The organism is Bacillus salitolerans, assembly GCF_042680805.1.
Taxonomy (GTDB): domain Bacteria; phylum Bacillota; class Bacilli; order Bacillales; family SA4; genus Bacillus_CJ; species Bacillus_CJ salitolerans.
Genome location: NZ_JBHUEM010000001.1, coordinates 12,438 through 25,636, shown reverse-complemented (window position 1 = coordinate 25,636; position 13,199 = coordinate 12,438). Strand labels below are relative to the sequence as shown.

General features: G+C 36.2%; 13 protein-coding genes. 1 reads left to right on the top strand and 12 read right to left on the bottom strand.

Annotation, left to right across the window (positions count from 1 at the left end; translation table 11 throughout):
• Positions 1 to 25: 25 nt before the first annotated feature.
• The 3 genes from ACFSCX_RS00115 to ACFSCX_RS00105 are packed head-to-tail and all read right to left on the bottom strand — an operon-like array spanning position 26 to position 2,243.
• Positions 26 to 226 carry a DUF951 domain-containing protein gene (locus ACFSCX_RS00115; protein WP_377926041.1) on the bottom strand — a complete coding sequence of 67 codons (201 nt, stop codon included), beginning with the start codon at positions 224 to 226 and terminating at the stop codon, positions 26 to 28.
• A 15-nt stretch (positions 227 to 241) separates the two neighbouring features.
• A complete protein-coding gene (locus ACFSCX_RS00110; protein WP_377926040.1) occupies positions 242 to 1,174 on the bottom strand; it encodes a mechanosensitive ion channel family protein in 933 nt (310 codons plus the stop codon).
• Positions 1,175 to 1,223: 49 nt separating this feature from the next.
• On the bottom strand, positions 1,224 to 2,243 hold the full coding sequence (locus ACFSCX_RS00105; RefSeq protein WP_377926039.1) for a YkvI family membrane protein: 1,020 nt from the start codon (positions 2,241 to 2,243) through the stop codon (positions 1,224 to 1,226).
• 87 nt (positions 2,244 to 2,330) lie between these two features.
• Between ACFSCX_RS00105 and yyaC the strand changes: the two genes are divergently transcribed.
• Positions 2,331 to 2,951: a spore protease YyaC gene (gene yyaC, locus ACFSCX_RS00100; RefSeq protein WP_377926038.1), complete on the top strand. Its 621-nt coding sequence runs from the start codon at positions 2,331 to 2,333 to the stop codon at positions 2,949 to 2,951.
• Between the two features lie 307 nt (positions 2,952 to 3,258).
• Here the strand turns inward: yyaC and ACFSCX_RS00095 are convergent, their stop codons facing one another.
• The 9 genes from ACFSCX_RS00095 to spoIIIJ all read right to left on the bottom strand — a co-directional run bounded on the left by ACFSCX_RS00095 (position 3,259) and on the right by spoIIIJ (position 13,122).
• Complete coding sequence (locus ACFSCX_RS00095) at positions 3,259 to 3,960, bottom strand: DUF554 domain-containing protein (RefSeq protein ID WP_377926037.1); 702 nt, start codon at positions 3,958 to 3,960, stop codon at positions 3,259 to 3,261.
• A gap of 212 nt (positions 3,961 to 4,172) precedes the next feature.
• Entirely contained in the window at positions 4,173 to 5,024 is an 852-nt protein-coding gene (locus ACFSCX_RS00090) for a ParB/RepB/Spo0J family partition protein (protein ID WP_377926036.1), read from the bottom strand.
• Positions 5,017 to 5,796, bottom strand: a complete 780-nt coding sequence (locus ACFSCX_RS00085; protein ID WP_377926314.1) for a ParA family protein — start codon at positions 5,794 to 5,796, stop codon at positions 5,017 to 5,019. The genes ACFSCX_RS00090 and ACFSCX_RS00085 overlap by 8 nt, the downstream gene beginning before the upstream one ends.
• 120 nt (positions 5,797 to 5,916) lie before the next feature.
• The gene (gene noc, locus ACFSCX_RS00080; RefSeq protein WP_377926035.1) at positions 5,917 to 6,762 is read right to left on the bottom strand and encodes a nucleoid occlusion protein; all 846 of its coding nucleotides are present in this window, start codon (positions 6,760 to 6,762) and stop codon (positions 5,917 to 5,919) included.
• 177 nt (positions 6,763 to 6,939) lie between these two features.
• Complete coding sequence (gene rsmG, locus ACFSCX_RS00075; protein WP_377926034.1) at positions 6,940 to 7,659, bottom strand: 16S rRNA (guanine(527)-N(7))-methyltransferase RsmG; 720 nt, start codon at positions 7,657 to 7,659, stop codon at positions 6,940 to 6,942.
• A gap of 23 nt (positions 7,660 to 7,682) precedes the next feature.
• The gene (gene mnmG / locus ACFSCX_RS00070) at positions 7,683 to 9,575 is read right to left on the bottom strand and encodes a tRNA uridine-5-carboxymethylaminomethyl(34) synthesis enzyme MnmG (RefSeq protein WP_377926033.1); all 1,893 of its coding nucleotides are present in this window, start codon (positions 9,573 to 9,575) and stop codon (positions 7,683 to 7,685) included.
• A 22-nt stretch (positions 9,576 to 9,597) separates the two neighbouring features.
• A complete protein-coding gene (gene mnmE, locus ACFSCX_RS00065) occupies positions 9,598 to 10,974 on the bottom strand; it encodes a tRNA uridine-5-carboxymethylaminomethyl(34) synthesis GTPase MnmE (RefSeq protein WP_377926032.1) in 1,377 nt (458 codons plus the stop codon).
• 727 nt (positions 10,975 to 11,701) lie between these two features.
• Positions 11,702 to 12,349: an RNA-binding cell elongation regulator Jag/EloR gene (gene jag / locus ACFSCX_RS00060; RefSeq protein ID WP_377926031.1), complete on the bottom strand. Its 648-nt coding sequence runs from the start codon at positions 12,347 to 12,349 to the stop codon at positions 11,702 to 11,704.
• On the bottom strand, positions 12,346 to 13,122 hold the full coding sequence (gene spoIIIJ / locus ACFSCX_RS00055; RefSeq protein ID WP_377926030.1) for a YidC family membrane integrase SpoIIIJ: 777 nt from the start codon (positions 13,120 to 13,122) through the stop codon (positions 12,346 to 12,348). The genes jag and spoIIIJ overlap by 4 nt, the downstream gene beginning before the upstream one ends.
• Positions 13,123 to 13,199: the final 77 nt, after the last annotated feature.

Here is a 13,199-nt window from a genome sequence, read left to right as displayed (position 1 = left end):
ATCTCTCCTACTCTCTAATCTCTCCTCATGCTCCCTCGTGTTTGACTAACACTTTCTTCATCTTTCTAGAAAACTCTCGTCTTGGAATCATGACACTATGGCCACAACCCTCACATTTAATTCGGATATCCATTCCGAGGCGAATTACCTTCCAGCGGTTTGTTCCACAAGGATGTTGTTTCTTCATTTCTACTATATCATGCAACCCAAATTCTTTTTCTTCCATCCCTTTTGGACCTCCTTATGAACCTTCTTTTAATCCTTGTTTATTTGTAGTAGCTTCCTGTTTGCTTTCATTTGGTTTAGGCGCTGTTTCCTCCTGGCGACTATACATAACCATTCGAGGGAATGGAATTTCTATTCCACTCTGATCTAAACGAATTTTCAATTCTTTTCGTATAGCTCTTGCCATAGCGAAATGCCTCATCGGTTTCACTTCTGATGTGACTCGCAGAACAACATCTGAAGCACCAAGTGTTTGCACTCCAAGTAGTTCAGGTGTTTTTACCATGTCTTCATATTTTGCTGGTAATTCCTGAAGTAAATCTTGAATAACAGCTTCAGCTCTGTCAATATCACCTTCATAAGCGATACTAACATCTACAATTGCAACGCTATTTGAAATTGAAAAATTCGTCACATCTGTAATACTTCCGTTAGGTAAAATGTGTATTTCACCTGTGATACTTTTAATTTTTGTAATTCTTAATCCTATTTCTTCGACAGTCCCTTCAAAAGTTCCTGTTCGAATATAATCCCCTACTGAGAATTGATCCTCAAATATAATAAAGAAACCAGTAATCACATCTCTCACTAAATTTTGCGCACCAAAGCCGATTGCTAATCCTGCCACTCCTGCCCCAGCAAGTAGTGCCGTCACATTGATTGTGAACACCTCTAATATCATGATAAAAGAGATAAAATAAATAACATAGGTTAAAATATTCACCAATAATTTAGTTAAGGTCGCTTCTCTTCTTTCTGTAACAACAAGCGGACTCTTTGCTCGTACTTTAAAAATATTATGAATGGCAACTTTCCCAATCCTAATCAAAATGGTAGAGATGATTAGGATAAGTATAATCTTTAGTAAGCCTTCTCCAATCTTGATCCACACTTCTTTATTTGTTAAAAATTCCACCATCACATCATAAGCATTCGTTAAAATCTCCATTAGTTGTCCTTTCTAATTTTCCGTTTCCTTTTATTTTACTAAATTTTGCTTACCATTTATAGCGGTTTGCAATAGGGTATAACAGAACTGCAACAAGTAAGTAGAGATTAATTAATCCATATAAAGGATAGAGGATAGCAACTAAAGTAGAGAATCCGAAATTTGTTAGTGGAATCATTAAGAGTACTATCATCGAAACGACGATCCAAGTTGGCAGTTTCAATTTTTCACGAAATCTTGACGTAAGACCAAGCATCCCTGAAGCGGCTGTTGTGAAAATAGCAGCCCACAAAAGGATAGACATAAATACAATCATACTGTACGGGTAATCTTTTAAAATTGCAAACAATGGAATTTCATACAGAATGATCTCACTTGCAACCTGAATTAACGATTGATTATAAATAAATGAGATAGAGCCTAATAATAGTCCGCTACCTATACTTGCTATCCACACTTCTCCTTTGTGCTTCACCTCTTTACCAATTGCAGCTATCACAGCTATCAATGGAAGGACATTTAAAGCTGTAAAAGTAAAAGCTGATGGCCAGTTTGCTTGTTCACTTAAATGATGGAAGCCAAAATCCCCGCCATGTTTAAAAATAAATGTAAATAGAGTACCTATTAATCCTATGATTAACAAGGGAATAAGCACTGCATTCATGGAAAGCATTCCTCTAAGATCCCATATAAACAGCAAGATTAAAAGAAGTGAGAATACAAGAATCCCAAACCAAAATGGTATATGAAACATTTCAATCGTTGCCCCTCCACCAGCTATCATAACCACGGTTGTAGTAAATAAATAAAAAATAATAATGACATCATATATTTTTGAAAGTTTTCCACCTATAAGTTTCACAAGGACAGGATAAAAGTGTTCTGTTTTTTCCTCATAACTAATTTTCATAATAACAAAGCAGCATATTGAAAAAATAATAGTAAATAAAAGAATAGCAAGTCCACTTTCTTCGCCGAAAAATTGCCATAGTTCTCTTCCAGAAGCGTATCCTGCACCGATCATTGTTCCCATTATCAAAAGCATCCATTTTATACCAGACTTCCACATCGTAATCGCCCCTTTTCAGCACAACCTATGTATACATTTCAATAAATATCCGTATACTGTTACTACTATTACTAAGGAGTGGAATCTATGAATCTTAGGACAAACTTTTTTGAAAAGAAAGGTGGAGATTCACGTATTTCTTATGATGAAGACTTAGCATCCTCCAAAATTTCAAAGCAGATCGTCTCTCACCTTCCCACTCATAGCGAACAATCCATTGCTATAGTCTGTATCGGTACAGATCGTTCGACTGGGGACGCACTAGGACCACTCATTGGAACAAAACTTGAAGAAAAAAAGAATTTACCTTTTCATATTTTCGGAACGTTAGAAAACCCCATTCATGCTGTAAATTTACAAGAGCAACTTGAAATCATCCAAGAAAAACTTCCTCAACCTTTTATTATCGGAATAGATGCTTGTTTAGGCAGACTTAAAAGTGTTGGAATGGTATCTGTTGCAAGTGGACCTGTAAAGCCTGGAGCTGGAGTACAAAAAGAACTTCCTCCTGTGGGTGACATGCATATTACAGGGATTGTAAATGTGAGTGGGTTCATGGAATTCTTTGTTTTACAAAACACACGATTGAACTTAGTCATGAAAATGGCTGAAACAATCTCAGAAAGTTTAGCAGAAGCTGCTACTTTATACAAAAGAAATCAAATCTCAGCAAAATTCAACCTCGACCAGTATAAATCAACAAATTGATTTAGTTTTTTGCCACAATTAGTTATCTTGCTTCATAGTTCTAGAAATTTATAAAACTTTATTGGTATGATTCCCACCAAAAACAAAAGGCTCAGTGCGCCCCGTTTAGCCTCAGGTATAGCAAATAACCGTAAATGAGAAAAAGGTGCTCTTCCCCTTATACTTATTTACGGTTATTCGACTTCGAGTGGCTGTGTCTGGAGCTGAATTTAGGAGTAACATTGTATAAACTAATCACCAGAAAATTCTACCTTTTTTTTACTTAGAATAAAAGACTCTTCTTCAAACTGTGAAGAAGAGTCTTTTATTAAAATTGATATAAAATCGTAACGATTAATGCAACGATTAATATACTTGGCAATAAATTTGCGACCTTTATTTTTGTAATGTCTAGCATATTTAATCCAATAGCTAAAATCATGAGACCCCCAGCAGATGTCATTTCAACAATAAAAGAATTCATTAATTCTGTTGGTACGAATCTTTCAATTTGTGTGGCAAATAGAGCAATTGAGCCTTGATATAGAATAACAGGGATGGCAGATAAAATAACTCCTACACCTAATGTCGTTGTTAAGATTAAGCTTGTAAAGCCATCTATTAATGATTTCGTATATAAGACTTTATGATCTCCTCTTAAACCACTGTCTAATGAACCAATAATCGCCATTGCACCTATTACAAAGATTAGGGTAGCTGTCACAAACCCTTTCGCTATATTCCCCTTAGCTCTTGCCCCAATTTTACGTTCAATCCACATTCCTAATCTATTTAATTTATCATCTAAGTCTATATATTCCCCTATTACTGCTCCAGCCACAAGACTAATAATGACAATGAGGAATTGTTCACTTTTTAAGCCCATCTGAATCCCGAGTAAAGAAACCGATAACCCTATTGCTTTCATGACAGTTTCTTTTACTTTTTCAGGAATTCTCGTTAAGAAACTTCCAATTATTGTCCCCATGACAATACAAACTCCATTAACGATCGTACCTAATAGCACCATGTGTATTTCCCCTTCGGATGTACTTTACAAGATTGGGTTCCTTGAAAACCCTTAAAACCCTATTACCTCGAAACTTTTGATTGATTCGACCTTAATAGTAGGTAAAGAATGTAATACTCTTCATAATACTTTGTTGTATTCTCTAAAAAAATAAACCACAATGATGTGGCTTGTAACTTATTCGGATTAATTGAAGAATATATGGTTAAGATTTACTCATCTACAGCATTGAGTAGTTCAAGAATTCTGTTTAAATCATCCTGTGAGAAAAATTCAATTTCAATTTTTCCTTTTTTCTTATTCTGTTTAATGGAAACAGAAGTTCCAAATTTTTCTCTTAAGAACGTTTCTCTTTCCTTAATAAAGATATCCTTTTCTTTTTTCGGCTTCAATGTTTCACGTGAAACATTATCGTTTAATTGGTTCACTAAATGCTCCAATTGACGAACATTTAATTGTTCCCTTAAAATCTTTTCAACGATAGTATTCACCTTATCTTTATTTCTTAACCCTAATAATGCCCGGCCATGTCCCATGGAAAGTTTACCTTCTGAAATGTACATCCGTACTGATTCAGGTAATGAAAGTAAACGAATGTGATTCGCTATGTGGGGTCTACTCTTTCCAAGTCTTTTTGCCAATTGTTCCTGAGTGATATTTAAGTGCTCCAAGAGTGATTGATAAGCTTGAGCTTCCTCAATAGGGGTTAAATCTTCACGTTGTAAATTTTCTAACAACGCTAGCTCCATCATTTGTTGTTCAGATAATTCCCGAACAACAACCGGAATTACCTCTAGACCAGCTTCTTTTGCTGCTCGATATCTTCTTTCACCAACAACGATTTCATATCCTTTAATACTTTTTCTAACAATGATAGGCTGAAGAATCCCGTGTTGTATGATGGATTCCTTTAGTTCTTGAATCGCTTCCTCTTCAAAGTGACGTCTTGGTTGATATGGATTAGGACGTATATCTTTCAGTTTGATTTCTTGAATCATTTCTTCCTTATTTAAATCAACATTAGGAAAAAAAGCATTGATCCCTTTCCCGAGTCCTTTAGCCATTTACCATCACTTCCTTTGCTAGGTCTAGATACACTTCCGCTCCTCTGGATTTTGGATCATAGATAATGATTGGCTTTCCATGACTTGGTGCTTCACTTAATCGAATATTTCTTGGAATAATAGATTGATATACCTTATCTTGGAAGTACTTTTTCACTTCATCAATGACCTGTATACCAAGGTTTGTTCTTGCATCTAGCATAGTTAACAAAACACCTTCAATGGCTAGTTCTGTGTTTAAATGCTTTTGAACTAATCGAACTGTGTTTAACAGCTGGCTTAATCCCTCCAATGCATAATATTCACATTGTACAGGGATTAACACCGAGTTTGAAGCAGTTAAGGCGTTGATTGTTAGTAAACCTAATGAAGGAGGACAATCAATAATTATGTAATCATACATATTCTCAACAGATTCCAATGCACGCCTTAATCTTACTTCTCTCGAAATGGTAGGAACTAATTCAATTTCTGCCCCAGCAAGTTGTATGGTTGCCGGAATTATATATAAGTTTTCAACATCTGTTGGTTTTACTACTTTGCTTGCACTAGCATCCTCTACTAGTACATCATAAATACAAGCATCTACATCTGCTTTGTCAATTCCAACTCCACTAGTGGCATTTCCTTGTGGATCAATGTCAACTAAGAGGACTTTTTTTCCTAAATAAGCTAAACAGGCGCCTAAATTAACGGATGTGGTGGTTTTTCCTACTCCACCCTTCTGATTTGCAACCGAGATGATTCTTGCCACGGTGTCACCTACCTTCATTTCTACCAAAATTATTCTAGTAACTCTATTATTTTATCATGAATCGAAAAAAATGGAGTTTTATTTTTATTTTTTTATAAAAAAATAATAAAATACCCTATCCGTAGACAGGGTATCAATCTATTTTTTTTGTATTTTAATTGTAATTTGATAATAGTCATCAAATTCCTCTTCGTTTGCATCTAACGCCACTCCACTATCTTGTACCATATTTAAAGACTGACGGATTGTATTCATCGCGATTCTCATATCTTTACTAAAGGCTTTTCTAGTTGGTTTTGGCTTTGCCGTACTTTCCTCTAGCATTCTTACTACGCGATTCTCAGTTTGTTTTACATTAAGCTGTAGCTCAATAATTTCCTGTAATAGCTTTACTTGCTTTTCGGGAATCTTCAAAGGTATAAGTGCTCTTGCATGTCTCTCTGTTATTAGCTTTTGTAATAATGCTTCTTGTACTGGTTCTGGCAATTTCAATAATCGCAATTTATTAGCCACAGTTGACTGCCCTTTACCTAATCGCTGGGCTAACGCTTCTTGAGTTAAATCATGTAACTCTAGTAGTTTTGCATAAGCGAGGGCTTCTTCAATTACAGTTAGTTCTTCTCGTTGGAGATTTTCTATAAGGGCCACAGATGCAGTTTCAGCATCATTAAAGTCCTTTACTATAGCAGGTATTGCATCCCATCCAAGCTTGGTAACAGCACGATATCGTCTTTCACCAGCAATAATTTCATATTTACCTTGGGCATATTCACGAACAACGATAGGCTGAATAATCCCATGTGTCCGTATTGTTAGAGCTAATTCATCAATTTTGTCATCGTCAAACACTGTCCTCGGCTGATAACGATTGGGGACAATATCTGATAATGGTATTTGTTTAATTTTATCTTGATCTATTTTCTCCATACTTTCGGTTTCTTCCTTTTCTCCAAGACCGAAAATTCTTGAAAAAGGACTTTTCATCATCCTACACCACCTTATGGAAACTCCCCTTAATATATTCGTCGCTGTCGCTTACTTTTCCTTCTTTAAAAATGTTCCACGTGAAACATTTTCATTATAGGACGATTCTATCATACCACTCAAATGGTGGCCTTGTCATATAATGGAAAAATTATCTAGTTATATCATCATTAATGTTTAAGCTTCAATCGGCATCTTATTAGGTGTACCCGGCTTTCGAGGGTATTTTTTTGGAGTCTTTTTTACTTTTTCTATGATAAATATTGATCGGTCACTTTCTTCAGTAGGTAATTGAAAATGATGTTCTTCCCTTAACTCTCCTCCCAATTCTTTTACAGCTGCTTGTCCTTGCATTAACTCCTCTTGTCCAGAAGCACCTTTCATTGCCACAAACATCCCATTCACCTTAACTAAAGGTATACACAATTCACTTAGAACGGATAGCCTTGCTACTGCTCGAGCTGTAACTAAGTCAAATTTTTCTCTAAATTCAGGGTTTTGACCAAAAGTTTCTGCACGGTCATGATAAAACTTTACTTCTGTTAATTGAAGTTGTTTGGCAAGTTCATTTAGAAACGTGATTCTCTTCTGAAGAGAATCGACAATGGAAACCTTTAATTGTGGGAAGCAAATCTTTAAAGGTATACTTGGAAAGCCCGCTCCTGCCCCAACATCACATATTGAGATAGTCTTGGTTAGATCAACATAGAATGCTGCGCTAATTGAATCGTAAAAATGCTTTAAGTACACTTCTTCACGGTCCGTAATTGCAGTTAGGTTCATTTTTTCATTCCATTCAACGAGAAGCCTGAAATAAAGTTCAAACTGTTCGACCTGTTTAGGAGAAAGAGAAATCCCTTTCTCCTCTAGACTTGTCACAAATTGTTTTTGATCCATGTTCATATCCTTTCTTGCTTACATTATTGATTGGATACTCTTGCGATTTTCCCCTGCTCTAAATAAATGAGTAAGATAGAAATATCAGCAGGGTTTACACCGGATACACGAGATGCTTGACCGACTGACAATGGTCTAACTTCCTTAAGCTTTTGTCTAGCTTCATTTGCCAGACTTGAAATGGCATCATAATCTATGTCTTCTGGTATTTTTTTATTATCCATTTTCTTCATACGTTCTACTTGCTGTAAAGACTTTTCAATATATCCTTCATACTTTATTTGAATTTCAACTTGTTCGGCTACAACCTCATTAACTTCCTCTTCAGCTGGAGCTAATAATTTTATATGCTCATACGTCATTTCTGGACGCTTTAATAAATCCGCAGCACGAATTCCATCTTTTAATTCACTTCCGCCAGCAGACTTAATCACCTCTTGAACCTGAGCATGTGGCTTTATGATATATACCTGCAAGCGTTCTTTTTCCTTTTCAATCTCTGCTTTTTTAGTTGTAAAGCGCTGGTAACGATCTTCTGATATCAACCCTAGTTTGTATCCGATATCAGTAAGGCGTAAATCCGCATTATCATGACGAAGTAAAAGACGATATTCAGCACGAGAGGTTAATAACCGATACGGTTCATTTGTCCCTTTCGTCACAAGATCATCAATTAGTACCCCAATATAAGCATCAGAGCGACTTAAGATTACTTCTTCGTTTCCAAGTGCTTTTGCAGCAGCATTAATTCCAGCCATTAATCCTTGACCTGCTGCCTCTTCATATCCTGATGTCCCGTTTATTTGACCAGCCGTATACAACGAAGGAACCTTTTTTGTTTCTAGTGTCGGCCATAACTGTGTAGGAACAATGGCATCATATTCAATTGCGTAACCCGCTCTCATCATTTGTACATTTTCAAGACCTGGAATCGTAGAAAGCATTTTGCGTTGAATATCCTCAGGCAAACTTGTAGAAAGACCTTGAACATAAACTTCCTGTGTATTACGCCCTTCAGGCTCTAGAAAAATTTGATGTCTTGGCTTGTCGTTAAAACGAACAACTTTATCTTCTATCGAAGGACAATATCTTGGACCTGTTCCCTGTATCATCCCAGAGTACATCGGTGAACGATGTAGATTTTGATCAATTAATTGGTGCGTCTCAAGACTAGTATACGTTAGCCAACAAGGGATTTGGTCTGTAATAAATTGAGTCGTTTCATAAGAGAAGGCCCGTGGTACATCATCCCCAGGCTGTATTTCTGTTTTAGAATAATCGATAGAATGACTATTCACTCTTGGTGGCGTTCCTGTTTTAAATCGAACCAAATCAAAGCCAAGCGCCTCTAAATGTTCAGATAACTTGACCGACGGTTGTTGATTATTAGGCCCACTAGAATATTGAAGCTCACCAATGATAATTTTCCCTCTTAAAAATGTTCCTGTTGTTATAACAACAGATTTTGAATGATATTTGGCCCCTGTATTCGTTACGACCCCTCTACATACACCGTCTTCAATGATTAATTCTTCTACCATACCTTGTAAAAGAGTTAAATTTTCTTGATTTTCGATTGTTTTCTTCATTTCGTGCTGATATGAAAATTTATCAGCCTGAGCTCTTAATGCTCGTACAGCAGGGCCTTTACCGGTATTCAACATTCTCATTTGTATATGGGTTTTATCAATATTTCTACCCATTTCCCCGCCAAGTGCATCAATTTCTCTTACAACGATTCCCTTTGCTGGACCTCCAACCGATGGATTACATGGCATAAAGGCAACCATATCTAAATTAATGGTAATCATTAACGTTTTTGCGCCCATTCTTGCTGAAGCTAATCCTGCCTCACAGCCTGCATGACCCGCACCTACGACAATGACATCAAAACTACCAGCGTCATATTGCTGCATGTATGAACCTCCTAAAATATACCTATTTTCCTAAGCAAAATTGTGAAAATAGCTGATCAATTAAGCTTTCGTGAACGGCATCTCCGATGATCTCACCTAGTAATTCCCAGGCCCTCGTTAAATCTATTTGAACTAAATCAATTGGAATCCCAGTCTGTATTCCTGAAATAGAATCTCCTATTGCTTTATTAGCCTGAGTCAATAAAGCAATGTGACGAGAATTGGATACATACGTAATATCGTGTGCTTCAATAGAACCAGCAAAGAATAAAGATGCAATTGCCTCCTCAAGTTGGTCTACCCCTACGTCCTCTAAAAGAGAGGTAGTAACAAGTGGATGATTTTTGGCAAGTTCTTTGACACGATTCATATTGATCTTTGAAGGTAAGTCAGTCTTATTGACGATTACAATAACATCCATTCCTTCTACTGCTTGAAAAAGTTTTTCATCCTCATCAGATAGCTCATCATTATAATTTAAAACAAGAAGGATTAAATCCGCTTCCTTTAACACCTTTCTCGATCTTTCTACCCCGATTCTTTCTACAATATCCTCAGTTTCCCTTATTCCAGCAGTATCTAACAGTCTTAACGGTACTCCCCTTACATTTACATATTCTTCAATCACATCTCGGGTCGTCCCAGGTATATCGGTAACGATTGCTTTATTCTCTTGAACTAGGCTATTAAGAAGAGATGATTTTCCGACATTTGGCCTTCCAATAATCACAGTCGACAAGCCTTCTCTTAATATTTTCCCTTGCTGTGATGTAACTAGTAAGCGTTTGATCTCTTCTTGTACCTTTGTTGCTTTTTGGATTAAGACAGAATGTGTCATTTCTTCCACATCATCATATTCCGGATAATCAATATTAACCTCAATATGTGCAAGTGTTTCTAGTAATTCTTGTCTTAAGCGCTTTATTAACGTCGAAAGCCTGCCTTCCATTTGGTGAATAGCTACATTCATAGCTCGATCTGTTTTTGCACGAATTAAATCCATAACAGCCTCGGCTTGGGAAAGGTCAATTCTTCCATTAAGAAAGGCACGTTTTGTAAACTCGCCTGGTTCTGCAAGTCTAGCTCCACTCTCAAGCACCAGCTGTAATACTTTATTGACAGATACAAGTCCACCATGACAATTAATTTCAACAATATCTTCCCGTGTAAATGTTTTAGGTCCTTTTAATACGGATACCATGACCTCCTCTACTACTTGCTTCGTGTCCGGCTCCATAATATGACCATAGTGAATAGTATGGGAAGGTACTTCGTGTAAAGGCTTCCCCTTGAAAATCTTTGAAGCAATCCCAATGCTCTCTGGTCCACTTACCCTCACAATGGCGATTGCTCCTTCTCCCATCGGAGTCGATATGGCAGCAATTGTATCAAAATCCATGGTATTACCTCATTTCCTCTTATTGCTTACTTCCTCTTCCAAAAGGAAAATATTAGATTATCATATCAAAATACTAGTAAAAAGTCCCTCGTTTTCAATATTGTTGATTATTATTTCCAAAATGAACTGCAATAAATCTTATCCACAGTGGATAACTTTCCCGAACGTATTGGTAGCTCTATTTTAACTTATCCACAACCTAAATGCCAACACATCAACTTTAAATATTTTTTGATATCATCATAAAAAAATCCTAATTCAACATATCGGAAAACTTAAAGTACCTTTTATATCATAATGAACTACGTACGTCTAAAATAAGTATGTGAATTTTTTCTATTGATACCCTGCTGCACCCTAATGCTAAATATCCCCTCTCTAGTCCCAATTTCCGAAGGGAAAGCCAGGGTTTTTGGAAGGAAGATCCCCTTTATGAACAGAGGCAAGAAAAAGGCTCAGGGCGCCCCGTTTAGCCTAAGACAGAGCAAATAACCTATCATGAAATAAAGGGTGGTTTTCCTTTTTTCAAGATAGGTTATTTGACCAAGGAAAAAGTGATTTTTCTTGTTCCCTCGAGTAGGATGAATTGGCAAAGATCGTCGTCATTTCATCTTGGCTGGGTGCTGGAGCTGGATTTAGCCGTAACATTATATAAACTAAATACCAGAACTATACTTTCTTAAATTATAAAAAAAAGAGCAGCCTAAGCTACTCTTTTCAAATTTCATTAAACTCTAGCGTTAGCTACTTGTTCTTTTTTTAAGGGTGAAATAACTAGATGTCTAAATGGTTCTTCTCCTGCTGAAAATGTCTTTACATTTCGATTTTTAACCAATACCGTATGAATGATCTTCCTTTCATATGATGGCATTGGCTCTAGCGCTACATCTTTTCTTGTTTTAATCGCTTTATCTGCAAGCTTAATGGCTAGCTGCTCTAATGTATCTTTCCTTCTAGATCTGTAGTTTTCAGCATCTACAATAATGGTTCTAAATTGCTTCGTATGGCGATTAAACACTAATTGAGCCAGGTATTGAAGTGAGTTTAAAGTTTGTCCTCGTTTACCTATTAATAAAGCAATGTCTTTTCCTGAAAGCTGATATTCTACTTCCCGGTCCCGTTCTGTTACGGTAATCTCAATAACAATCCCCATTTTAGTTGCAACATTTAGAAGAAAATTTCTCGTTTCTTCAATAGGATTGTCCACTAAGCTTACTTTAACGACTGAAGAACGGTTCCCGAATAGTCCAAACAGACCTTTTTTACCTTCATCTAGAATTTCAATTTCAACTTGATCTCTTGTTGCATGTAACTGAGTTAGAGCTGATTCTACTGCGTCATTAACACTTTGACCTGTAGCAGTTACTTCTCTCACTTTTTTGCTCCTCCTGTGTTACCTGCAGTATCCTTAATATCTGGGCCTTTGATGACAAGAGTTTGTACAATCATAAAGATGTTTCCAACTACCCAATATAAAGATAAAGCTGCTGGAAAGTTAATTGCAAAGATAACAATCATGATTGGCATTAGCCATAGCATCATCGCCATTTGTGGATTTTGCATCGCTGCTCCACTTGCCATCATAATTTTTTGTTGAATGAACGTTGTGATACCTGCAACTATCGGTAAGATATAGTAAGGATCCTTTTCACCTAAATCAAACCATAAGAAAGAATGCGTCGAAATTTCAGTAGTTCTCATAATTGCATGATAAAAACCAATTAAAATAGGCATTTGAATAAGGATTGGAAAACATCCAGCTAATGGATTTACACCGTGCTTTTGGAATAATTCCATTGTTTCTTTTTGAAGCTGTTGTTGTGTTTTTTGATCTTTTGAACTATATTTCTCACGTAACTTCTGCATTTCAGGTTGAAGTGCTTGCATTGCTTTTGAACTCTTTGTTTGTTTAATCATTAATGGTAGTAATACAAAGCGAATTAATAGAGTTACAATAACAATAGATAATCCATAGCTTTCTCCCATTAATTCAGCAAAATAAATAATAAGCCATGATAACGGATATACAAAATATTGATTCCATATTCCTTCACTTTCAGAAGTAATAGGCTGGTCAACTTCCATACACCCCGTTAGCAAAGTCATGATACCTAGTAAGGCTATGAGTAATAATAACCGCTTTTTCACTATTGCCTTATCCTCCTTTAATCTGCAAAATCGCTTATTTTTATAAAAATAAACAATTTCTCTACTCTATGTATTTT

Excerpts from the sequence above, each read along its gene's own strand:
- ACFSCX_RS00115 (WP_377926041.1), bottom strand. The coding sequence starts at position 226 with ATGGAAGAAAAAGAATTTGGGTTGCATGATATAGTAGAAATGAAGAAA.
- ACFSCX_RS00110 (WP_377926040.1), bottom strand. The coding sequence starts at position 1,174 with ATGGAGATTTTAACGAATGCTTATGATGTGATGGTGGAATTTTTAACA.
- ACFSCX_RS00105 (WP_377926039.1), bottom strand. The coding sequence starts at position 2,243 with ATGTGGAAGTCTGGTATAAAATGGATGCTTTTGATAATGGGAACAATG.
- yyaC (WP_377926038.1), top strand. The coding sequence starts at position 2,331 with ATGAATCTTAGGACAAACTTTTTTGAAAAGAAAGGTGGAGATTCACGT.
- ACFSCX_RS00095 (WP_377926037.1), bottom strand. The coding sequence starts at position 3,960 with ATGGTGCTATTAGGTACGATCGTTAATGGAGTTTGTATTGTCATGGGG.
- ACFSCX_RS00090 (WP_377926036.1), bottom strand. The coding sequence starts at position 5,024 with ATGGCTAAAGGACTCGGGAAAGGGATCAATGCTTTTTTTCCTAATGTT.
- ACFSCX_RS00085 (WP_377926314.1), bottom strand. The coding sequence starts at position 5,796 with ATGAAGGTAGGTGACACCGTGGCAAGAATCATCTCGGTTGCAAATCAG.
- noc (WP_377926035.1), bottom strand. The coding sequence starts at position 6,762 with ATGAAAAGTCCTTTTTCAAGAATTTTCGGTCTTGGAGAAAAGGAAGAA.
- rsmG (WP_377926034.1), bottom strand. The coding sequence starts at position 7,659 with ATGGATCAAAAACAATTTGTGACAAGTCTAGAGGAGAAAGGGATTTCT.
- mnmG (WP_377926033.1), bottom strand. The coding sequence starts at position 9,575 with ATGCAGCAATATGACGCTGGTAGTTTTGATGTCATTGTCGTAGGTGCG.
- mnmE (WP_377926032.1), bottom strand. The coding sequence starts at position 10,974 with ATGGATTTTGATACAATTGCTGCCATATCGACTCCGATGGGAGAAGGA.